Annotated in this window: 15 protein-coding genes; 5 read left to right on the top strand and 10 right to left on the bottom strand. The window is 30.9% G+C overall.

What is annotated here, in order from left to right:
- Positions 1-66: 66 nt before the first annotated feature.
- From AC0INN_RS21185 to AC0INN_RS21150, 8 genes are all read right to left on the bottom strand, one after another.
- Entirely contained in the window at positions 67-270 is a 204-nt protein-coding gene (locus AC0INN_RS21185; RefSeq protein WP_172284243.1) for a hypothetical protein, read from the bottom strand.
- 49 nt (positions 271-319) lie between these two features.
- Positions 320-2,512 (bottom strand): peptidase domain-containing ABC transporter, encoded by a 2,193-nt coding sequence (locus AC0INN_RS21180; RefSeq protein ID WP_273650643.1) that lies wholly within the window; start codon positions 2,510-2,512, stop codon positions 320-322.
- 352 nt (positions 2,513-2,864) lie between these two features.
- Positions 2,865-4,370 carry a vitamin K epoxide reductase family protein gene (locus AC0INN_RS21175; RefSeq protein ID WP_273650644.1) on the bottom strand — a complete coding sequence of 502 codons (1,506 nt, stop codon included), beginning with the start codon at positions 4,368-4,370 and terminating at the stop codon, positions 2,865-2,867.
- A 186-nt stretch (positions 4,371-4,556) separates the two neighbouring features.
- Positions 4,557-5,804, bottom strand: a complete 1,248-nt coding sequence (locus AC0INN_RS21170) for an erythromycin esterase family protein (protein WP_273650645.1) — start codon at positions 5,802-5,804, stop codon at positions 4,557-4,559.
- Between the two features lie 110 nt (positions 5,805-5,914).
- The gene (locus AC0INN_RS21165; RefSeq protein ID WP_273650646.1) at positions 5,915-9,085 is read right to left on the bottom strand and encodes a lantibiotic dehydratase; all 3,171 of its coding nucleotides are present in this window, start codon (positions 9,083-9,085) and stop codon (positions 5,915-5,917) included.
- Between the two features lie 4 nt (positions 9,086-9,089).
- Positions 9,090-10,283 (bottom strand): lanthionine synthetase C family protein, encoded by a 1,194-nt coding sequence (locus AC0INN_RS21160; RefSeq protein ID WP_306614991.1) that lies wholly within the window; start codon positions 10,281-10,283, stop codon positions 9,090-9,092.
- 222 nt (positions 10,284-10,505) lie between these two features.
- On the bottom strand, positions 10,506-10,715 hold the full coding sequence (locus tag AC0INN_RS21155; protein ID WP_273650648.1) for a class I lanthipeptide: 210 nt from the start codon (positions 10,713-10,715) through the stop codon (positions 10,506-10,508).
- A 277-nt stretch (positions 10,716-10,992) separates the two neighbouring features.
- On the bottom strand, positions 10,993-12,744 hold the full coding sequence (locus AC0INN_RS21150; protein WP_273650649.1) for a helix-turn-helix domain-containing protein: 1,752 nt from the start codon (positions 12,742-12,744) through the stop codon (positions 10,993-10,995).
- Between the two features lie 195 nt (positions 12,745-12,939).
- Here AC0INN_RS21150 and AC0INN_RS21145 point away from each other — a divergent pair, with 195 nt between their 5' ends.
- The 5 genes from AC0INN_RS21145 to AC0INN_RS21125 all read left to right on the top strand — a co-directional run bounded on the left by AC0INN_RS21145 (position 12,940) and on the right by AC0INN_RS21125 (position 20,763).
- The gene (locus AC0INN_RS21145) at positions 12,940-13,122 is read left to right on the top strand and encodes a hypothetical protein (protein WP_172284227.1); all 183 of its coding nucleotides are present in this window, start codon (positions 12,940-12,942) and stop codon (positions 13,120-13,122) included.
- A 14-nt stretch (positions 13,123-13,136) separates the two neighbouring features.
- Entirely contained in the window at positions 13,137-15,329 is a 2,193-nt protein-coding gene (locus tag AC0INN_RS21140) for a prolyl oligopeptidase family serine peptidase (RefSeq protein ID WP_306614988.1), read from the top strand.
- Complete coding sequence (locus AC0INN_RS21135; protein ID WP_273650651.1) at positions 15,330-17,513, top strand: lantibiotic dehydratase family protein; 2,184 nt, start codon at positions 15,330-15,332, stop codon at positions 17,511-17,513.
- Positions 17,514-18,359 carry a thiopeptide-type bacteriocin biosynthesis protein gene (locus tag AC0INN_RS21130; protein ID WP_306614986.1) on the top strand — a complete coding sequence of 282 codons (846 nt, stop codon included), beginning with the start codon at positions 17,514-17,516 and terminating at the stop codon, positions 18,357-18,359.
- A gap of 172 nt (positions 18,360-18,531) precedes the next feature.
- Complete coding sequence (locus AC0INN_RS21125; RefSeq protein ID WP_273650653.1) at positions 18,532-20,763, top strand: CocE/NonD family hydrolase; 2,232 nt, start codon at positions 18,532-18,534, stop codon at positions 20,761-20,763.
- 321 nt (positions 20,764-21,084) lie between these two features.
- Here the strand turns inward: AC0INN_RS21125 and AC0INN_RS21120 are convergent, their stop codons facing one another.
- Both AC0INN_RS21120 and AC0INN_RS21115 read right to left on the bottom strand, forming a co-directional pair.
- Positions 21,085-22,071: a DUF3810 domain-containing protein gene (locus AC0INN_RS21120; protein WP_306615071.1), complete on the bottom strand. Its 987-nt coding sequence runs from the start codon at positions 22,069-22,071 to the stop codon at positions 21,085-21,087.
- Positions 22,072-22,132: 61 nt separating this feature from the next.
- Positions 22,133-23,578 carry an MFS transporter gene (locus AC0INN_RS21115; protein ID WP_172284214.1) on the bottom strand — a complete coding sequence of 482 codons (1,446 nt, stop codon included), beginning with the start codon at positions 23,576-23,578 and terminating at the stop codon, positions 22,133-22,135.
- Between the last annotated feature and the right edge of the window lie 30 nt (positions 23,579-23,608).

The raw sequence follows: 23,608 nt of genomic DNA, 5'->3' as shown, positions 1-23,608 counted from the left end.
AATAAACAATTGAAAATAAAAATCCTCAAATAGAGGATTTTGCTTTAATCTCTATAATGCTAAAAATTATAGGGGTAAATTATAATCACATTTGGGATCATTTCCCATTTCAACACCTGGAATTACTCCTCCCGGGCAATATCTGTTGCATGCATTCCACACTTTATCATTTCCTATAATGCAAAAACAATTGCATGGGTATGCAGGAATTGGGCCTGCACCATTTACTTCTTTTAAAACTTGTCTTTTGATTTTTTTTAAATTGTTCATAATTAATATTTTATGGGATTAGTATAGTGAAGTTAATAAAAAACACAGATTAATTTCCTAATTCAAGCTGATTTTTTACGAGTCTGTAATATTCCCCCTTCAGAGCAACAAGCTCAGTATGGCTTCCTTCTTCCACTACCTTTCCTTTATCTAAAACAATAATCTTATCTGCATGCTTTACGGTGGAGAGTCTATGAGCAATGACAATGGCTGTTTTACCTTTGAAAAACTGTTCAAGATTTTCCATAATTACTTTTTCATTGTTTGCATCCAATGCGGAAGTTGCTTCATCAAAGAAAATGTATTCCGGGGATTTATAAACTGCCCTTGCGATGAAGAGCCTTTGCTTTTGTCCACCACTTACGCCCACACCTTCATTTCCTATTTTGGTATTATAGCTTAGTGGAAGTTCTTCAATAAACTCTTTTATATTCGCTATTTCTACTGCTTTCCGTAGCTTCTTTTTATCAATATGATCTTCACCTATCGCGATATTATTAGCAATGGTATCATTGAAGATATAGCCTTCTTGCATAACAACACCACAATGATCCCTCCAGAATCTGGGTGAAACATTTGTTAGTTTTGTGTTACCAATTTTAATATCTCCCTGATTGGGTTCATAAAATTTCATTAACAGTTTGAGCAAAGTTGTTTTACCGCTTCCACTGGCTCCCACAATTGCTGTTGTTTTTTGATATGGAATACTCAGATTAAGATTTTCAAACACATAAGAATCCGAGCCTATATATCTGAATGAAAGATTTTCTATGTCAATATCCTTTTGAGGAAGGTCTGAAACATATTGTTCATCTTTATTCTCTTCGTCCTCTTTATCATGTATTTCTCCTAGTCTTTCAAGGGAAATTTTAGCATCCTGGGTTTGTTTGATAAAATCAATGAGCTGTAAAAGGGGACTGTTAAGCTGGCCTATGATATACTGTACAGAAAGCATCATCCCTAACGTGAGGTTTCCATCTAAAACCAGTTTAGCGGAAAGAAAGCTTACCAGAATATCCTTCATCTGATTAATAAAGTTACCTCCTACAGATTGCCATTGTTCTAGAGAAAGAGATTTGATCCTAATTTTAAACAGCTTAACCTGAAGGAATTCCCAATCCCAACGTTTCTGTTTCTCTGCATTATGCATTTTTATCTCCTGCATTCCATTGATCAGTTCGATAACTTTACTTTGTTCCTGAGAAACCTGGGAAAATCTTTTATAATCCAGCTCTTTTCTTTTGCCTAAAAAGAATGTGATCCATCCAATATATAAGATAGCTCCCACGAGGTAAACAATAAACAGTCTGTAATCATAAAGAAGTAATACTATACTGAAGATAATTAGGTTAACAAGTGAAAATAACGTGTTAAGTGATGAATTGGTCAGAAGCTGCTCAATTCGATGATGGTCATTAATTCTCTGCATAATATCTCCTGTCATTCTTGTATCAAAGAAACTGATAGGGAGTTTCATAAGTTTGATAAAGAAATCCGAAATAATAGAGATGTTGATTCTTGCAGAAAGGTGAAGTAAAATCCAGCTTCGAATAACTTCAATTCCCATCCTTCCTATAAAAAGCATGATTTGTGCAAGTAAGACCAGGTAAATAAAATGCAGATCCTGGTTTTGTATTCCCACATCTACGATACTCTGAGTAAGAAAAGGGAATAAAAGGGATAATAAACTTCCTGCCAGTAATCCTACGGCAAGCTGAATAACCAAAGACTTATATTTAAATAAATATTTAGAAAGAAAGGAAAAACTAGCCTTACTTTCCTGATCATCAAATTCTGTTTGAAAGAAAGCTGGAGTTGTTTCCAGGATAAGAACAATTCCTTCCTCTGTATTTTCAGTGGCATTTTCACCAATCCATAATTTGATAAACTCGTCTTTATTGTAGGTGATGAGTCCATAACTTGGATCAGAAATATATACTTTATTATTTTTATCAACTTTATAGACTACGACAAAGTGATTCTTATTCCAATGTACTATACATGGAAAAGGAACTTCTTCAACAAAAGTATTAAAGTCCACCTGAACTCCTAATGAACGGAATCCTAAATCCTCAGCAGCATCACTCAGCCCTAATAAACTACTTCCTTCACGTGTAGTTTCAGAAAGGCTGCGGATTTGTTGTAACGATATACTTTTACCATAATGTTTGCTGACTATTCTAAGACATGTAGGACCACAGTCTTTAGCGTCAGGTTGCCTGTAAAAAGGAAATTTCTTCAAAATTCAAAATCATTTAAAAATGCCGTCATATTTTGACGACATTTTTTATTAATATTTTTTATACTAATTGTCATTATTTCTAGTAATTGCCGTCCATCAGTAAACATCTTTTGGACATTATTACCCCGCAAATTTCTGAAGGACAATAATCAGAATATAACACAAGTCTTCCGTTGGATAATGGTCTGCTGATTAAAGATTCTATTTGAATGCTTTTAGGATTCTGATGTGAAAAAAGTGGTATGTTTTTCATGCTATTAGTTTTCGATCAGTGTAAGCACTGTGATGACTTGTATAATGATGGTTATTTTTTTCCTAAATTAGTGAAATTTGTTAAATTATTGTAATTATTTTAAATTTCATCATCCTCAATTAATTCATCAATGAAATAATGAATATCCTCACGATCATATTTGTCAGGAAACTGAAATCCGTTAATAATTAAAATAGGAGTAAAGCTTAATCCCGCATTTAGATTTTCTTTTGACATCTCGTTTAATGAATTAAGATCCTCTAATTGGCCATTAGTACCTGCCAGATCTCTGATTTGTTTCTCATCTTTATTTTCAAACCAGGTTTCTACTATTTTTAAAAACTCACTTTCATGCTTGTTCTTATAGATACTCATAAAATCTGATAGGAGGCCTGTTGCTTTTTCGTTGGATTTTTCTGCAAAATAATTGAATCTTATCTGGGCAGAAATTTCATTCGGATATTTTTTTAAAAGGCTTTCTAAAATTTCATGTGCTCCCTTGCAAAAACCACAATAAGGATTTGAAACCACTGAAATATGGATTTTTGCATCTTTATTTCCCAGTGAAAAAGTTTCATTATCACTGAAAGTAATTTTTTCCTTATCTAAAAGCTCTCTTTTAAATAGATCATAATTTCTTTTAAATCTTAAATTTTTTGCATTCGACTTTTGAAGAGATTCCTTATCTGTAAGCAAAGTATTGAAATAAGAAACGGCAAAAAAAGTAATTCCCCATAATAATATGCTTAAAATGGCAATATTTGCATTGAAGTAAGAGTTTTCAAAAAAGAATAATGTTAAAATAAGTTGAGCTACAAGAACTGAAATGATTAATAGGCAAACTCTACAAAAAGTTTTTTCTACAAAAGCCTGAACATATAGTGAATAACCAATGGCAATAAGGGAAACAATGGTAAAGCCCTTTATTACATAACTTGTTGCAGGCAAAAATAATCCCAATACTGTAATTCCAACAAAATAGATTAAGGAGAAATCAGAAAATTTCAATCCCAGAATACTTGTTTTATCTTCATTAATAATTTTATTACAAGAATTCTTAATCTGATTTGCTGATGTATCACCACAAATGCTACCAATTACTGCTGATGTATTCCCAAATTTTTGATTAAAAATTTCCAGTGAAATATAGACTCCCACTAATGATAAGAAATTAAAGAGGATTTCAAACCATGAAAAATTCAGAATGGAATATAAAAGGATTACGGCAAGAATTGCATATATAAAAGGTCTGTAATTTGATATTTTTTGTTCTGCATTTTCTGTTTTCTCAAATAACAAAACAAAATTGGTCGCATTTTTGTGAAGTTCATCTTTATTTAATGTCTTTGATTTATCAGAATAAACGGAATATTGAGTTCCCGTTTTCTTAACCAAAGAGAAAGAATTATCTACAATTGCAATAAATTCTTCAGGAAGTTCATCCCAATATTCTTTATCCAATTCATAAGCATCATTTCTTACACCCAAAAAGTTGAGCGTATCACTAAAAGCAAGTGCTGAAGGGTAATTGGGATGCGAATTAAACTGGAAAATGAATTCCTGCTTATCAAGTTTTAAGTAGTTGATTAGTTTATCTAAGGTCATGTTAATTTTTTTATCTAAAATACAAAGATGTTTTAATAAAACAAATATTTCTTCCTTTATAGGTGACTTAAGACTGATTTTTGAATTTCGTTGCTTGTTATGTGTTAATAGAGATTTAGTAAATTATTGTTAATCATTTATATATGCTAAAATGGAGATTTGCTGAATTTTTGCAAGATGACATATTTAAAGGGTATGTACAGCTGCGGATGTGTTTTTGATAAAAATAATGCCATCAAAGAAGTCACTAATATTAACGTCTTTAGTATAGGAGTCTTCCCTTTCAGGACCATAACCAATAAACTTCATTTTCAGAAGCTTCTTCAGATTAGAGTTTTGATGTAAATCGATGAAGAACATAGTGTCTTTGTTTTGTGAGAAATAATATTCCCATGATTTCTCTACGATAGGGTTAAGGGTATAGGATTTAAAACTATTGTTTTTTGTGTCAATTCTATCAAGTGTTGCACTATAAGTTCCCTTAGCGGTTAAAGTTCCCAATGCATAATATTTATCACCGTAATGTTGCTTTAGGTATCCTCCCATAGCTAGATCTGTAATATTATAAGGAAATTGAAAAGAAATGTGCGCAGAATGTGCCCATATGATGACTTTCTTTTTTTCTTCCTGAATTTTTGAAATCATATTTGCCATTAATTCATCTCTTGATTTTTCCTCTGTCTTCTTCTTTGCTGCATAAAAAGTTGAAAAAGCGTAGGTACAATTGGCAAGGGCTAATTCTAATGAAGACTTAGAGGATTTCATTGTATTTTGCTTTGTAAATGCATCAATTTTTTGTGTAAGTTCATATCCTTCATTCCCATTTTCTATGAGAGTATTCATATCAATCTTAAAATTTTTGTCATTTTGTTTATTCCAGATAGAATCCTGGATATTTCCAATTTCTTTTAGCCTTAAAAGATCCTTATTTATATCTTCATTATTTGATCCAAGTTGTTGCTGCAGAATTTTAATTGCATTAGATACATAATTAAAATCAGCTCCATACAAAGTAATTTTATCTGAATGTTTTTGATTGTAAAGTCTAATCCATGTAAGGAAATTTTTAACTTCGTCTGTTTGCCATATGGATAAAAGATTATTCTGCATCACAGTAGACAAAGGAACTTCAGAATTTAATTCCTGATTAAGGAAATAAGTATCGCCGAATGCATTTTCAAAAATTATTGTTTTATAACCTTTATTGACAAGTTCCTTTATTAATGCTATTCTAACATCATTAAATTCTTTAGTGCCATGTGTTCCTTCCCCTAAACCAATAATACTTTTTGTATCAAAGGCATTTATTACTTGTTTCAGGTTTTTCCCTGTTTCCATATTTATAGAAGTATGTTTGTATTCCTGTGATTTTATAGTGGAATTATTAATCCATATAAATAGGAGGATATAAACCACTTTAAGTCTACTTAGCATAATATTTTTGTTTATTTCCATTTCAAAAGTATTTGTATAAATAAAGATAATTTCATCATTCATTCTTCTAAGCTGTATTACCAGAAGAGACGTAATTCCCTTTAAAAACCTTATTTTGCTAAAATCTCAACCGGCTTTTTTACTTTATTCTGATTGATCTTTTGATTATAATATCTTTTAAGGATATGGTATAATGAAAATTCGTATAGTCTTTGTTTATTAGTAAAAAGCCTATTGACACTCATATGTATAATACTTTCTACTAATTTATCATGAGAAAGCTGATGCAGGATTATTTCTTCCCTTATTAAGCTAAAGTAATGATCTATAATTTGAAACAATATTTCTCCTTCTTCTATATCTTCTACTTTCTTTTCATCTATAAGATTCTTATAATAGATTCTCTTTTGATTATAATCCTTATCTAGCTGGACGATTGTTTCCCTGCTGAACGAAAATTCGTTAGTAAAGTAATCACAAACATTGCTTGTATATTGACAAGCGTCTTCCAAAGAAATATTAAATGCTTCTATATATTTGTGTACAATATAAATTCCCACTTTCCATTTGATCTCTTCAGGATTTTGATAATTATGAGTGATTACTGTTAACAATTCTGTCAACATCATGCTGTCGTGAAAGAATATACTTTCAACAGGCTCGATAGTTTTCGCCCCATACCTTTCTAATTCTCTTTTATAAGTATTTTGAGAAATATCTATGATTCGTTTATCTTCATATAAGGCATTGAATACTTTATTTAAAGCTAAATGAGCTATTGTTGATTGTTTATTGCTGAAAATTCTTAATCTTATATGATAGTCTGGATCATTATATCTAATAAAAAACCACTTGTCAATACTTTTGTTTTCTATTAATACATCAAGTTCTTCCTTTAGATCAGTTAAAACTTTATCAGATTGATTAGATCCCATATAGATATTATAATATGTCCAATCACTTCCAATTATATAATTTCTTTGAGCACTCAATTCTTTTTCAGAACAATAAATATCATTAGAACTTATCTGAGTGGGAATTTGTTTTTTGAAAAAGTAAAGCATTTCATTATGATACTCATTTCCGTCAGTATCTTTGATCGCTTTATATTCTTCCAATATAGACTCTTGGATATTAATTACGGAATGTTTTTTAGCTTCTTCAATAAATATTTTCAAAGATGTAGCATGATGTGAATTAATCATCATTTCATTATCAAACATACTGATACTAAAGAAGGCTGGAATTCCTTTTTCTTTTGTATACTTTTCCCATGTTTCCAACAATTCGTGATCTGAAGAAGTATTTTCCAGGGCCTCAATAACTGATTTTGGTATTTTCCAGGATGCCTTTCTTAAAATGATGTTTTTATAATTTATTCTTGGGATTCTTTCGAAGAAGTCGGGTAAAAAACCTAAATCCAATGCATAGCTTCCAGTCCCCTGAAGTTCCTGAAGTTCGGCTAAAAAGGTGAAAATTGGTAATCCTTTTGCTTTGTAATTTAAAGCACAACTTAAATAAGGTAAGACTTCTTTTTTCTTTTGTTTTGACCTTAGTATAAATTCATCATTAACAAGTTTTATTTCCAAATCTGAAATTGGGATCTGATATTCTTGATCTACACTTGAATTTACTAAATAAGGTATCTCATATTTTCTTGAATTTGCCCTGTGCATAACATTTCCTAACCGATCCTGAGGAAGGTGGTTGAGCTCAGCAACAATTTTATCATGATGAATTTTTTCCTCGGCATCCACAATGTCATGATAAAGATCTTTGATTTGATCATCTATTGTTGAAAATCTTCCAATAAGGAAGTTGGCTGTAGGTCCCCCAGCGTATTTTAAGAATATTTTTTTATTATTTTCTTCATTGCTAACAAGAGATGTTGATACACAAAACGTTGCATTAAGTGATTTTTCGTCTTTAGGGAATTTTTTAAGTTCAGATTCTGTGATCTCAATATCGCTGGAATGACTAGATAAGCCAGCTAGTATTTTGTCTTTCCAAAAATCGTGTAAACTATTGTCCCATGTAATTTTTGTTAGAAGTGATCTATTTCTAGCTGTGTATTGGAAATCATCAACCAAATAATTTTTATGGGTACCACTTTTGTCTCCATATCCAATACCATATTCCATATCAACGGCGTCTGGTACAGGGACCCATTGGTTTTCATATCTCTTAGCAAAACTCTTTTTAAAGGCTTTTAGTTCAGAATTTTCTCTGCCTTTTAAACTGAGTCTGGTTAAAGCGTCCATTGCCTCGTATATAATCTTAATGTTTTCAGAATCAAAAGATGAGTTATTAGGCTCTTTTATTAAATCAGCTTGTAATAATTTACTTTTTGTAAAATATAAATTCCCAATACTTCTTATAGATTGGTATAGCTCTTCCAGTTCTTGGGTGTGATTTTCAAAATTTTGATTATCTAAGGTAGCTACCTTATCCAAAATATCTTCTATTTTTTTCTTTAGCTTCTGAATTTCAGTATTTTTTCCTTGACATTCACTATCAATTCTCATTAACGTGGAAATAATAATATTTTCATGACTTTCCCCAGTCGTAGAAGGTTTTAATTCAGACATGAAGATTTGAGCGTCAATTAATTCTTTTATAAAGGATGATCTTTCTTCATAGGAGTAGTCTTTAATTAAATCAAAATCGATCATCTCATGAATATAGCGTCCGTCTCTGGAAAACTTTAAAAGCTCCTCGATAATTTCAGAATACTCTACAGATGATAAATCATAACTTTTTCCTCCCTGTTCTAAGCTAACCTCTACATATCTGTATTTATTACCAAGTTTGTATAATGAGTTATTGGGCTTATATTTTAAATATGGAAAAACATATTCCTGCTTTTCAACATAGTCAGATAATTGATATAAGAATTCCATATCAAATTTAACTTTGACATGATTATAATCTGAGTTTGCATTGGGAATGCAAAGTTGGGTATTTTGTTGATGAGATTCTTCAACGACAGAAATTCCCGAAAAGGTACCGAAAGGAGTAGATCTGGTAGACATTCTTGATAAATATTTCAATACTGACTTTTCCAGTTTTTCTTTCTTTTTAAAATCTGTAATTTTATTGTTCAGGTAAAGATTTATTTGTTCTGATAATTCTGGCGAAGCATAATGGATTGCTATTCTAATTTGATCATCTTGTCTTATGACTTCCCAGATATCTGTAGTAGGCTCAAAAATTTTTTTAAAAAATGATAAAGGCAATGCCGGAGTCCTTATGATGGCTTTATTAAAATGTGTATAAGTCATATCCTTAGTTTAATAATAAAATATTATCCCAATCTGAATCTAGATTACTGTTTTCTCGCATTAATAGCATAATTGCTATTCCAATTTTTCCATTGAGTAATGATATAGTACTTGTATATTCATCATCTCCAACATAAGTTCTATAACTATGAGACTTTTCGTCTACTGAGTAAAAATCGAGAGTAGTTTCAAACCATTTTTGGGATGATTCCTTTAATTTTTCATTCGAGGTAATTTTATACAATTTTTCGTAGATGTATGAAACACCTGCAGTACCGTGGCAGATCATGGCATCTTTAACAACGAATCGTTCATGGTCTCTCTTCAATGCATTAATTGCAACTTGCTCTGCTATAGAATAGAGATAGGAGTCTTCCAGAAAGACAGCACTTTTTAATAATCCCAATGCAATAATATTGTCTCCGTAACACCATCCTAATGGAGCGTTATATGTACTTTCTCTGTTTGTATAGATAATACTTGGAAATTGACAAGAGTTTTCTTTTTTATAAAATTCCAATATCTTATTTGAAATGGCCTTAATTATGGATCGGACATCATGAGATATCTGGTTTGAATATTTTATAAGGAGACATAAGTTTGAAATGAGTCCATGAGCCATTCCTAAATTATATTTAGCTGTATAATCTCCTGATTCATCAAAGAATTCCAAACTATTATCTTTTTTTATTTGCTCTTCTACAATGAAAATATATTTTGAAAAAAAACTATCAATTTTTTCTTGTAATAAGACATTTTCACTTGCCCTCTCTAACAGACAAAGTGCAATTCCCAATCCGCCATGTAAGAAATCAAACTTTTTATTGTGAAGGCAGGCATCAATTTCTTGCAATAAAATGGTGTCAAAATCTTTTAAAACGACTTCAAATTCTTCTGAAATTATTTTTTTCTTTTTTAAAAGATTCAGGGCATATCCTATTCCTGCCAAACCATTGCAAAATGAATTGCTACCAGAATAATTATCTTCATTGATATCTTGAAAAATTTGGGTAATTACATCTCCAATTTTATCAATGTATTGAGAATCTTGGGTGTTCTCATATAATAAATAATATAAAATCAATACACCGGCTCTACCATTGAATAGAGAGTTATCATTAGTATTACATACATTCTCTGTTATATCTTGTTCCAGCTCGTGTATAATATTGCTGATATTTATATGTTTTGTTTTCATAGTTAATTATGATAAAGTGGTGAGTAATAGTTTTATTAATAAAAGAGCAACAAACAGCATATTTGAACTTAATTAGAGTAATTCGGTGTTGTGACGTATTGAGTTGTTAAAAATCAGTACAACAGATATAATCTATAAGCGATTAATATTATTATATTAAGGAATTAACCCCGTATAAACGGGGCTAGTTCCAAAATATAATCTCTTATACTTTTATTAATCTTAACCTTGAGGCTCTAAACCTTCTTCTTTTGGTCCAAGTGGTTTTGTAGTAGAAGAATCCATTGTAGAAGTACACCATCCACAAGTGAACCCAGCACATGTGCTACCTCCAAAATTTCCTCCTTTTACATTTGACATTCCCTCTGCACTTAGTTGAGCGATTTTTTCCTTGTTTAAGCTTAATTTGCCTAATGATACTTGTTTTTTCATTGTTTTAATTTTGATTTTTAATAATAATTTATTCTGTCATATAATCCCTGACATCCGGGAGTGTTTGCTATTAGCGTAATATTCTTGTCTTTGTGCGCACAATTAAAAAATATTATTTGTTAACCAATTTTTGTTTTTGATTACAGAGCAAACTTACAGAACAAAACATCCCGAAAAAAAGGAATAGGATGTGTATTTATAAATGTATAGGCATTGATTTATAAATATATTTTATTTAAGTATCTGTTAATTAGGTTTTTGTTAAGGATTTTGAAGTTTAATTCTGATTATGGGATTTTTCTACCTCTTTAATATAAATGGAAAGTGTAGTTCCTGTTTTTTTCTTAAAAGCAATGGAAAATGCTTGTTCATTATTATATCCCAATTCCTCTGAAATGACAGAAAGCTTGTAAGATCTAAACTTTTTATCATGAACTAATCTTGTTAACGCATAATTAATACGAAGATCATTAAGGTATGATGCGAAATTTTTTTCCTTATATGTATTAATAACATCCGATAAATAGGCAGAATTTGTTTTTAAAGTTTTTGCCAGACTACTAAGTGTAATTCCCTTTTTCAAAAATTGTTGCTTGGTCTCGAAATTTTCTAATCCCTTTAAAATAAACTGTACAACATCTTCAGGAATTGATTTAGATTTAGATTCAATTTGATTAAATGGTATCTTTTTATCAGAGATCTCAGTAATTACGACATTAGGCTCTGGTTCTGTAAACGCATTATTCTTTTCTTCTATGGAATGAATTAATTTCTGAGCAATTTCTCTATGCCGTTTTTCCGAGTTTTTAGATTTTTTATAGAGATATAAGAGGACTAAAAGACCAATAAATAATATACTTATTGAGATGTAGAGAATTTTTTTTCTGTTTTGTAGGTCATTAATTATATTCTCTTTTTCTTTTAATAATTGAGGAGTATCATATCTTCTAGGTAATTCTCGCGAAATATATTTAAATTGCGAATCTAATAATTTATCAACCTTTAAGAATCGCTCGATATAGTAAAGTTGTTTTTCTTTATTATTTTTTTCTTTATAATAATCAATCAAGTAAGTATATATATCACGAAGTTCAGGAAAAGTATTGTTGCTTTTTTGTTCTATAGAGTCAATTGCAATAAAGTTTTCTGCTGCTTTATCCTTATTTTTCAATCCATCATAGGCTTTTCCCAGATTTAATAATGTATAGCTTATATTTAGATCATTTTCATTTTTGGCAAAAAACTCTTTACATTTTAATAATTTTTCAATGGCAATATCATATTTGTTTAATTTCAAATTATAAAAGCCATCTAAAAATAAATATTGGTGATATTTGTAACTATTCTTATTTTTTAGTGCTGCTTGAACACCTTCTTGTATTAATATTCTAGCAGAGTCCATTTTATTAATCTCAATATAGGTGTCAGCTAAATTATAATGGATTCTACCCTGCTCAGCTTCGTTGAAGTAATTTCCATGATACAGGTAGAATCTTAAAATTTTTGCAGCTTCTGCATGTTTTCCAATATAATTATTTAGGTAAGCAACGCTAATATTTGCAATAGCTATTTGCCTTTCATTATTTTTTTCTTTCGCATATTTTAGACCTAGCATATAATTTTCAAATGCTAGTTTTAAGTTATCATGTCTTAAGTAAAGATTACCACGTAATAAGTAAATTCGTGCAGGATATATTTTTTGATCAAGATCTTTTTTATAAATCGATATGCTATCTATATATTTTAGAGCATTTTGAAGGTCTAAATTAAAATGCATGAGAACATAGCCTTCAGTTATTTCAGTAGTATTTTTCTCGTTTTTTGCTTTTTGCAAATAATATTTTGAAATTACATTAGCATTACTAATTTTATCGTTACCCACATAATCATAGAATTTTTCTTTTAATTGGGAATATGAATATATTTTTAATGTATCATTTATCTTACCTTTTGAAGGTGAAAGGTTAAATACTAATATGAATAATAATAAATATGCTGATCTCATTGTTCCACAAATAACTGGATGCAAAATTATAATTTTTTTAATAAATTATATCGACAAATAATGAGTTATTCTGTTTGTGTTTAAATGTTTGTTTGTCAGTTATTTATTTGTGTTTTTATTAAGTTAGATTTATAAATTTATATGTATTTATAGATGTGCAATTAAAAAAAATTACTTTATTTGCAACTCTTAATTATAGAACTTAAATTTTAAAAAAAAATGGAAAAAAAGAAAAAATTATCTTTGGAAAAAATTCAGATGGTGAAAATTAACAATTTGAGCAAAATTGTTGGTGGAGGATCTAAGAACACTGTAATAGGATTTGAAAATACGGAAGAAGGAGGATGCCATGATCCGAATAATACAAGCAAGCCAGTTGAGACAATACATGCAACTGCCTAATAATTTAATAAAGAATGAAGTTTAGAATATTTTTGGTTATTTCTATTTTAAATAATTTTTTATATTCACAAACACCATTAGCCCCATCAATCCCTGTTACAGACAGTTATTTTGGGGCTAAAATCGTAGATGAATATAGAAATTTAGAAAATTTAACTGATCCTGACACAAAAAGATGGATTAATATTCAAAATGACTATACAGATCTTATCCTAGATAAAATCCCAAGGAATAACTATTATCTGAATAAAAGACTTGAGCTTGAAAAAAGACAAGGCTATTTTATTTCAGAACTGAAAATTATAGAAAATAATAAATATTTCTACTTAAAAAGAAATGGTGATGAAAAAATAGCTAAACTTTATTGTAGAAATGGGTATGATGGCAAAGAGGAGCTACTATATGATCCAATTAATTTTATATCCTCATCAAAAAGCAGCGGGAAGGATAACGATTTTAAAATCAATCTAATAAGTCCGAGCTGGGATGGTAGCAGAGTAGCAATTTCATTATCAGAAAAGGGTAAGGAGATATCCGAAATAATAATACTGGAAGTAAAAGATAGAACGATCCACCCGGAAATTATTACTCATGCAAATCCATCATCCATTGCAGGTGTTAAATGGCTGGATGATAATTCAGGTTTTTTTTATGTATATTATCCTGTAATTGATCCTAAATCTCAATTATTCGCAAAAAATACTCAGGTAGTCTTACACAAACTAGGAGAAGATCCTAATCACAGAAGAGATGTGTTTTCTAAAAAAAATAATTCTGAATTAAATATAGCAGCAGAAAAGTATCCCGGAATTTTAGCATTTAATCCAGATGATCAATATTATATTGGAATGGTAGTAGATGCGGAAGACTATAGGGATACATTTATTATTAATAAAGACGATTTTTTCAAAAATAAAAAGAACTGGAAAAGCCTGTATAAAAAAGATGATAAAGTTTTTTATGTAAGATTGGCGGGGAATGATATTTATTTTCTTTCAGGTTATAATTCTTCCAATTTTAAACTGTGTAAAACAAGTGCACAAAATCCAAATTTTAGAAATCCTGAAGTTTTAGTTCCGGAATATAAAGATGAAGTATTTAAAAGTTATGTAATTACAAAAGATGGAATTTATTATACCACAACAAAAAATGGAGTAGAAGCTAAATTATACCTTTATAGAAAAGGTCAACAAAAGCTTATAAAGCTTCCCTATGTAAGTGGAAATATAAATCTACAGGCGAAAGGCCAAAAATTTTCAGATATATGGATCAATTGTTCAGGATGGGCAAATGATGAACAACGGTATAAGTATGAGTTGAAAGATGATAAATTTATACTGGAAAATTTAGTTCCAATCATAGATTATCCTGAATTTAAGGATATTGTAGTAGAAGAAATTACAGTAAAATCTTATGATGGTGAAGATATTCCTTTATCTATTATTTATAATAAAGCTTTAAAGAAAGATGGTAAGTCTCCAATGCTTATTTATGGTTATGGAGCCTATGGTGAATCTTATCGCCCTTTTTTTGCAAGAAGTTATTTAATTTGGGCTAATCAAGGAGGTATAATGGCTATAGCACATGTCAGAGGAGGAGGAGAAAAAGGTGAAAAGTGGCATCTTGATGGACGGAAAATTAAAAAAGCGAATTCCTGGAAAGATTTGATATCATGTACAGAATATATGATCAATCAAAAATATACTTCTCCTGATAAAATAGCTGTTTGGGGACAAAGTGGAGGTGGTATTTTAATGGGAAGGGCAATTACAGAAAGACCGGATTTATTTAAAGCTGCTATTATTGAGGTTGGATCTCTGAATACTTTAAGGGGTAAACTGAATGGTATAGGAGGTACTGATGCTGATGAATTTGGAAATATAGATGATCCGGAAGGTTTTAAAAGTCTTTTAGAGATGGATTCATATCATCATATTAAAAAGAATGTTGAGTACCCTGCCACTTTATTAATTACCGGAATGAATGATACAAGGGTTGCGCCTTGGCAATCAGTTAAGTTTGCTGCAAAACTAAGTGCATATAAGAAGCCTAATAATCCTACATTACTGAAGGTTAATATGGATTCTGGACACGGTGTAGAAGATCCAGCTTATAAAATTCATGAAAGAAATTCGCTAATTTATGCTTTCGCTTTTTGGCAGCTAGGTCATCCAGACTATCAACCTGTAGAAGATACAAAAAAATAAATGCCACAATTTCCCTATTCATTTTTTGACCAATATGTGGTCCGCATACCTCACTATTCAAATAAAGAATTTCTAGAAAATTCAAATAAGAAGTTTTTTAATGATGAAGATTTGATGGAAATTTGTAAACGACCTTCTTTTCAGGAATCTATTTATCTAGCATCTCCAAATCTTTACGAAGAAATTATTCAATGGCTGGATTCAGGAAAAAAGCTTGCACCTAAAAAACAAGATAAACTGAAAAGCACTATAATAAAATATTATGGTCGTATGAGTACACGATGTACGCCATTCGGGTTGTTTTCAGGTATAGGATTGGGCGAATTTAAACATACTGTTAAAAAGCATGATGGAGGAAGGAAAATTCGTCAAACTAATTTGGATATGCTTTTTTTGGTTGCATTAGCTGATTATTTAGCTAACGTGCCAGAAATTAAAAGTAAGCTTTTATTCTTTCCTAACAACAGTATTCATATAATTGGAAATAAAATTCGCTTTATTGAATACGAGTTTCATAATGGAAAAAGAGATTATATAATATCATCGGCCCCACTTTCTGACGAACTTAAGAAAGTATTATATTACGTAAAGGAAGGACGAACAATTATTGAAATTGCAGAAATACTAATTGAAGAGGATATAACCATAACAGAGGCTATCGGTTTTGTTGAAGAACTTATTGAAAACCAGGTTTTAATAAGTGAAATAGATCCTAATGTTTCCGGGAATGATTTTTTAGATGAACTAATTTCTGTACTTGATAAAATTGGGGCAAAAGTTGAAATTGGGGTTTTGACATCTATTAAAGATAAGTTGAGTGGCTTAGATGATTGTTTTGGAAATCACATTGGCGTTTATAGTGAGATTGAAAACCTGATCAAAAGTTTTGGAATAGAATACGAAAACAAATATCTTTTTCAGACTGACATGTATTTTTCAGATCAATTTGCATTGCCGGTCTTTTGGAAAAAAGAACTTAAAGAAACAATCAGTTTTCTAAATAAGATCTCTTTGAAAAATAATGATACTAATTTTGATAGGTTTAAAAAAGCATTTTATAATAGATTTGAAAGTGAGGAGATTCCATTATTATATGCTCTGGATACAGAAATTGGTATAGGGTATTTGCAAAATGCCAGTGCCAAAGGAGTGCATCCTTATTTAGATGATCTGGTAATTCCTGAAGAAAAAAGGAAGTCAGAGTTGAATGCCAAGTTCAACCCTGTTCAGGTTATTTTAAACAAAAAAGTTCAGGAAAGCATACTAACAAATAGTTATGCGATTAAGCTTTCCGATCAAGATTTCGAGGGCTTTGATGAAAATTGGGGAGATTTACCAGACACTATCTCCTTCATGGCTGAAATAATAGTTGCTGAAGATCAGGAAAAATTATACATATCCAGTAGCGGAGGTGCAAGTGCAGCTAACTTGCTGGGCAGGTTTTGTTCAGAAAAATCGGATATAAAAAATTTAACGAAAGCAATTGCTAAAAAAGAATCAGAATTAAATAAGAATGTTATTCATGCAGAGATTATTCATTTGCCAGAAGCAAGGATAGGAAATGTGATTAGAAGACCATCTTTACGAGAATATGAAATTCCTTATCTGGCACAATCCACTTTACCTATAGAGAATCAGATTTTTATTGATGATTTATATATTTCTTTTAAGAATAATAGGATTGTCTTGCGTTCTAAAAAATTAAATAAAGAAGTTATGCCTTATCTGAGCAATGCACATAATTATTCTGCTCATTCTTTACCTGTTTATCATTTTTTATCCGATCTTAATGCCCAGGATCGTAGAGTTGGAATATATTTCAATTGGGGGGATTTAAAAAAAATCTATTATTTCCTTCCAAGAGTAGAGTACAAGAATAGCATTCTCTCTAAGGCCCAATGGCGTATTACGGATGAGCATATAATTGACGTGAGCCAGTTAATTAGTGATGAAGAATTGTTTTTACAGAGCTTAAAAGAGTGGAGAGAAATTCGAAAAATTCCTAACTGGATACGGTGGGTTAAGTCAGATAATACTTTGACTTTAAACCTGGATAATTACGAAATGGCCAAGCTTTTTGTACAAACAATAAAAAGCAAAAAATCAATATTCATTGAGGAGTTTTTATATGATGCTGATGATTTTAGTCATCAGTTTATATTTCCTCTTTATAGGAATCAATAGATGGAAACTGAAACTATAAGAAAATTTACTCCTGGTAATGAATGGATATACTTTAAAATCTATACCGGAATAAAAACAGCAGATTATATTTTAGATGAAGCAATCAAGCCTTTAGCTGATTATCTTCTACAAAGCAATATCATTTCAAAATGGTTTTTTATCAGATATCATGATCCTCAATCACATATACGGGTTAGATTAAAATTAAATAGTGCTGGAGGCTATGATGAAATTTTAAAAAAAATAAACAAAAGTCTAGAGGATTATACGGTGAGTGGAGAAATCTCTAATATTCTCATTGATACTTATAGTAGGGAGATTGAAAGGTACGGTGAACATACTATTGAAGACGCAGAAACCTTATTCTCTTTCAATAGTAGTTTAGTTTTGGATTGTTTATATATGGATGATGAAGAGAAAATTTTATTAAGTCTTTTTCATATTGATAAAACATTGGATATGCTTCATCTTTCTATTGAGGAAAAACTTAGTTGGCTTAAAGACTATAATTATGCATTTAAGAAAGAATTTAATTCTGATAAAAGCCTCAATAGTCAACTGGATAAAAAATACAGAGAAATTAAGCCTAGATTAATTGACTACTTTCTTTCAGATAATTATAGAACAATAAGAAATAGGATTGTTTATAGTATTACTAACAGTAGGCAAGTATTTGACAATATTAATCAATCCATAGAGTTTAAGGGGCAAAGTTTTTTTCAAAGTATATTCCATATGAACATTAATAGACTTTTTGCTTCCGATCAAAGAATATTTGAAATGATTATATATGATTATTTACACAGATATTATAAAAGTATTCTTTTTACAAATAGACCAAATTAGTAATCTTTGTTGATTACGGTCGAATGTTAGTTAAAGCGTTTTGAAAGCCAGGTGTTTAGATTGATCTTTTGAAAGATTAATCTTCGGGTTATGAATTATTCTTATTTTTGTGATAAGAGGCTTTACTAATTTATTTCTATCAAAGATCACAAATATTATAAATATTATTAAAATGAAAATAAAACTGGTAATTATCGTATTGTTCTTTATCAATACCATGTCAGCACAAAAAATATACTTTCCAGCAAAGGCTGCAAATGATTCCTTAATTCTCGAAAAAAATATTTCAGATTTTGCTGCCAAGTCAGTTGGGAAATATGAAAAATCTAAAGGATTAGATTCTTTGGAAAAGCAACTGAAATTGGAAATTTTAGCAGGTCGTTTTAAAAACGCCGTTACAACTATTGGGAAATACAGAAATGTTTTTGCAAACAGTAAATATGCCTGTACCAGATTTGTTAACTATGAAATATATGCTTTAGCTAAAGATATTGAAAAAAATGAAAGAACGGTTTTTCCAAAAGCACTGGAAAAAGCTTTTAATATTAAATATGCTGAGCTTCCTGAAAAATATTCATTCCGGGTGGCTGAAATCTTTAGTGAAGATATTCCATTACAGAGAACTAAATTGAAAAAAGGCTTGATGGCACTGAAGAATGATAGTATTGCGAATGCGGCAGCATTGGGGCTTGCTATGAGTTACCTGGATCTAAGGGTTTCTTCTCAAATTCAATCTAAAGTGACAGACCTTTTAATTTTAAAAGACAAAGAAAGATATACGATTGAGTCATTTAATTTAAAAACAAGCGGTGGGGGCAATGTTGAAATAACAATTATGCGTAGGAAAGGGAATGAAAAACCTTTGCCGGTTATTCTTACCAATAATATCTATGCCGGAAAATATGATTATGCTGTTGGAAAAAGAGCTGTAGCATACGATTATGTCGGAGTGGTTGTAAATACGCGTGGGAAGAGAAATAGTCCGGATGAAATAGAGCCTTTCGAGCATGAATCGCATGATCTTTATGATGTAGTCGACTGGATCAGTAAACAGCCGTGGTGTAACGGAAAAGTTGGGATGATTGGTGGTAGTTACTTAGGCTTCAGTCAGTGGGGAGCCGTGAAAAAACTACATCCAGCGCTAAAAACAATTGTACCTCAGGTTTCCGTAGGAATTGGAATTGATTATCCGATGACTAATAATGTATTTATGAGCTATATGCTGCAATGGATAGCATATGTCACTAACAACAAATTAACAGATGAATCTGATTTCCGGAATTTTGCAAAATGGGATTCTATTAATACAGCTTGGTATAAAAGTGGAAAGTCCTTTAGAGCTCTTAATTCTGTAAAAGGTATAAGAGATAAAATTTTTCAAAGATGGCTGGACCATCCAAGCTACGATAAATTTTGGAAAGACATGGTCCCTTACAAAGAAGATTTTTCAAAAATTAATATTCCTGTTCTTACTACAACGGGGTTTTATGATGACGATCAGCTTGGAGCGATGTACTATTTCCGGGAACATCTTAAATATAATAAAAATGCCAATCACTATGTTGTAATGGGGCCTTACGATCATGGAGGAGCTCAAAGTTATGGTGTAAATATATTAAGAGGATATAAAGTAGATCCTGTGGCCAGAATCAATATAAGCGATCTCGCTTTCTCTTGGTTTGATTATATTCTGAAAGACGGGATGAAACCTGAACTTTTAAAAGACAAGATAAATATTCAAATAATGGACACTAATGAGTGGCTCCATGTACCTGCCTTAGAAAAATCGCATAATAGTAAACTAAAGCTTTATTTCACAAAAAAAGAAAATGAACAATTGGTTTTGACTAAAGATAAATCTGGTGTATTGAATTCAACAAAACAAACAGTTGATTTTAAAAATAGAGACGATAAAGATGTATATTTTAAAGTAGGAAAAAGTGATAGTATAAAGATAAATAATTCTCTTGTTTATCAGACAGAGGTATTGGATAAAGATCTTATTATTAGTGGTGCATTTAATGCACAGATAAAAGCGGCTTTGAATAAAAAAGATATGGATATTACAATATCCTTAATCCAGATAAAGCCAGATAATAAAATATTCTTTTTATCCGACTTTCTTGGAAGGGCCAGCTACGCTGAAAACAGAGAAAAAAGACGTCTTCTTGAGCCTGGAAAAATTGAAACCATTCCGGTCGTAAATTCGATGTTTGTTAGTAAAAAAATACCTAAAGGAAGTAAATTGGTTGTAATTTTAGGAGTAAACAAGAATTCAGCATATCAGGTCAATTATGGTACTGGAAAGGATGTAAGTGAAGAAACAATTGATGATGCTACAGAACCATTGAATATTGAATGGTATAATGATAGTTATATAGAAATTCCAACTATCGAAAAGTAGAGTTATTTATATAAAAGTGATAAATTCTAAATTTTGTTTTATTGCCTTATTTGATTATTTTTTTAATTATAATTCAGTAATTGATATTTTTTTTTATTGAAAAGTAAAATTTACTACAGAAAACATATATTTGGTGTAAACTCAAATAAACTTAAAAAATCATAAAGTTTTCATAAAGTTTTACAAATAAATAAAAATGTTTTTGTTTTTATAAATATTGTTGTACTTTTACATCGCCTTGAATGAGGGAACAAGTCAAGGTAATAAATTTTTTTTCATCATTTGTGTTTTTAGAATCGTATCGCCTGATACGATTCTTTTTTATTGTTCATAATTCAACAGTAAATCAATGAAATAGGAATAGGTTACGGAGCCTTCCTGTTGATTGCTTTGTAAAAATAAATTATTCGTAAAACCAAAGAAGTCATCAAGCCATCCCTGATGTTTTAAAATAAAGCTCTTTTCATATAAGCGATCCCTTTTCATCCCAGAAGAATAATTTTTTATTACTGCTTTTGCAAACGCAGGGTCTTCCTCTGCAATAAACCTTAAAAGACTTTTTAATGTAAAATATTCAGTGCTGTATCGCAAATCTGAATTTTTAGAGTTGATACCAACCAGATATCCGATGAAGTTGGCTTCTTGCTCTCTTGCGAAACCTAATTGATGGGAAGTTTCATGGGCTAGAGTAAATGGAATAAACGAAGAGGGAAGCTTGGAATTGTACTGTGCTTCTGCAGTAAATGGATTATAGTACCCCAGGATGCCTGTGAAATTCATTATATCCTTGAATAAACTCGGTTTGATTGAATTTACGGCCGCTACTTTTTTATCTGAAATGTACTGGGGAAGCATTAATTGTTGCGAAAGAATTTCTTTTTGAATGATTTTTAAATTACGGATCACAAAGATTCCGTTTTTATCCTCGGACACAAGTTGTCGGGTAGATTTACATTTTTCAAGATATATCAAAGCTAGCCTTCTGGCTTTTTCTATATTGGGTCTTTCCTGGTTTCTTAATTTTTTAATTATCGGGGTCTGAAAATACAGCATTCCCCATGAAACCTGATAAGAAAAATAAAAGAGATTAATCACTACTAAAAATTTTAGTAAGGAACTATTTCTCTTTTTCCTATTGAAAAGCTGGAAAATAAGGTATACACAGACAATGCCCAGTAGGACGTATAAAACATCTCCAAATGAGAAAGGGATCCATGAGAATATAATCTGATGAAATACCTTTTGTAGTTCAAAAAACTTTTCAAAAACAGAAATGAATAATTGTGATTTTGAAAACGCAAAAAACAAAAAGAATTGGGCAAGTAATATACCTGCCCAAAATCTTTTTTTCTTATATGTATGTATATTTTTAGTGTCCACTACCTTTTGAAATTTTGTCAAGATCAATTCCCTGAGATCTTAAGATTCCACTTACACGGATTGCATAGAATGCCAGATAAGCAAAGCAAATTACACCCACAATATAACTGAAATGAATAGAGGTGAGGTCGGCTACATAACCTTGAATAATACTTACTATTCCCCCTCCCATAATCATCATGATCAGGTATCCGGAACCTTGGTTTGTATGCTTGCCAAGACCATTGATAGCCAAAGCGAAAATACAAGGCCAGAGTGTTGAACAGAATAATCCTACGCTTGTGAAGGCATATACTGAAACCATTCCTGTAGTAAACATTCCTATTAATAAAGCGGTAATTCCTGCGCAGGAAAATATAAGAAGCATCCTGGCTGGATTTCCCTTACTCAGAATGTCACAGATGATCATTGCTATGATGATAAACGCATAAACATAAAAATGATTGAGATCGTGTTTTGCGATTGCATTTACTAGTAAAAATACACCAAAAGCTAAATAAGGAGCTAGAAATCGTAAAATCTTTTTAAATCCGGCACTCAGATCAAAAGCTTCAACAGCACCGGTCCAACGACCAATCATTAGAGAAGCCCAATATAAGGATATGTAAGGAGCAACATCTTTTGTTGCAAAACCTAAATGTTTCTCCATATAAGCAGGTAAGTTACTCGCTGTAGAAACTTCTACACCCACGTAAACAAAAATAGCGATCATTCCAAGTACCAGCTGTGGATATTGAAAAGCTGATTTTCTATGTTCTCCCGGAACAGCGTCATCTGTGTCTTCTAAATTGGTTGGAGTAACTGCTGGAAGAGAGGAGAATTTAAGCATGATTGCAACTAAAACAAAGGCCACTCCTAATATTAAATAAGGCGTTTTTACACTTTCTATGCTCGCTTCTGTATTGGCAGCAGCGGCAGATCCGAAAATAGCAAAAGAAACAATCAGTGGTCCAATTGTAGTTCCCAGGTTATTGATTCCTCCTGCCATTGTTAACCTTTGTGATCCGGTTTCAGTAGGTCCTACCTCAATTGCCAATGGGTTGGCTACGATTTGTTGTAAAGAAAAACCTAATCCAACAATAAACAAACCTGATATCATCAGTGGGAACGATCCCAAATTGGCTGCTGGATAAAATAATAGGGTTCCAGCGGCAGAAATAAGAAGCCCGGCAATTAATCCATTTTTGTATCCGATTCTATTAACCAGGTCTTGCTTAATACCTTTAGAAATAACCATATAAATTAAAGAACCGACAGTATAGGCGACATAAAAACAGATCTGCACCAGCATACTTTCGGTTTGACTTAAGTTAAAAGCTTTTTGGAAGACTGGGATCAAAATATCATTACTTGCTGCAACAAATCCCCAGAAAAAAAATACAGTGACTAATGGGATAAACTGTCCCCAATTAGTTTGTTTAGAATAATTCGACATGTTTGTTAAAGATTTCTTAATAACAAATAT

The sequence above is a fragment of the Chryseobacterium subflavum genome (genome assembly GCF_055762745.1).
This window is presented reverse-complemented; position numbering and strand designations above follow the sequence as displayed.

Coding starts and splice junctions, on each gene's coding strand:
- AC0INN_RS21170 (WP_273650645.1), bottom strand. CDS start 5,804: ATGCTAAGTAGACTTAAAGTGGTTTATATCCTCCTATTTATATGGATT.
- AC0INN_RS21165 (WP_273650646.1), bottom strand. CDS start 9,085: ATGACTTATACACATTTTAATAAAGCCATCATAAGGACTCCGGCATTG.
- AC0INN_RS21115 (WP_172284214.1), bottom strand. CDS start 23,578: ATGTCGAATTATTCTAAACAAACTAATTGGGGACAGTTTATCCCATTA.
- AC0INN_RS21130 (WP_306614986.1), top strand. CDS start 17,514: ATGGAAACTGAAACTATAAGAAAATTTACTCCTGGTAATGAATGGATA.
- AC0INN_RS21185 (WP_172284243.1), bottom strand. CDS start 270: ATGAACAATTTAAAAAAAATCAAAAGACAAGTTTTAAAAGAAGTAAAT.
- AC0INN_RS21155 (WP_273650648.1), bottom strand. CDS start 10,715: ATGAAAAAACAAGTATCATTAGGCAAATTAAGCTTAAACAAGGAAAAA.
- AC0INN_RS21135 (WP_273650651.1), top strand. CDS start 15,330: ATGCCACAATTTCCCTATTCATTTTTTGACCAATATGTGGTCCGCATA.
- AC0INN_RS21140 (WP_306614988.1), top strand. CDS start 13,137: ATGAAGTTTAGAATATTTTTGGTTATTTCTATTTTAAATAATTTTTTA.
- AC0INN_RS21145 (WP_172284227.1), top strand. CDS start 12,940: ATGGAAAAAAAGAAAAAATTATCTTTGGAAAAAATTCAGATGGTGAAA.
- AC0INN_RS21175 (WP_273650644.1), bottom strand. CDS start 4,370: ATGACCTTAGATAAACTAATCAACTACTTAAAACTTGATAAGCAGGAA.
- AC0INN_RS21125 (WP_273650653.1), top strand. CDS start 18,532: ATGAAAATAAAACTGGTAATTATCGTATTGTTCTTTATCAATACCATG.
- AC0INN_RS21160 (WP_306614991.1), bottom strand. CDS start 10,283: ATGAAAACAAAACATATAAATATCAGCAATATTATACACGAGCTGGAA.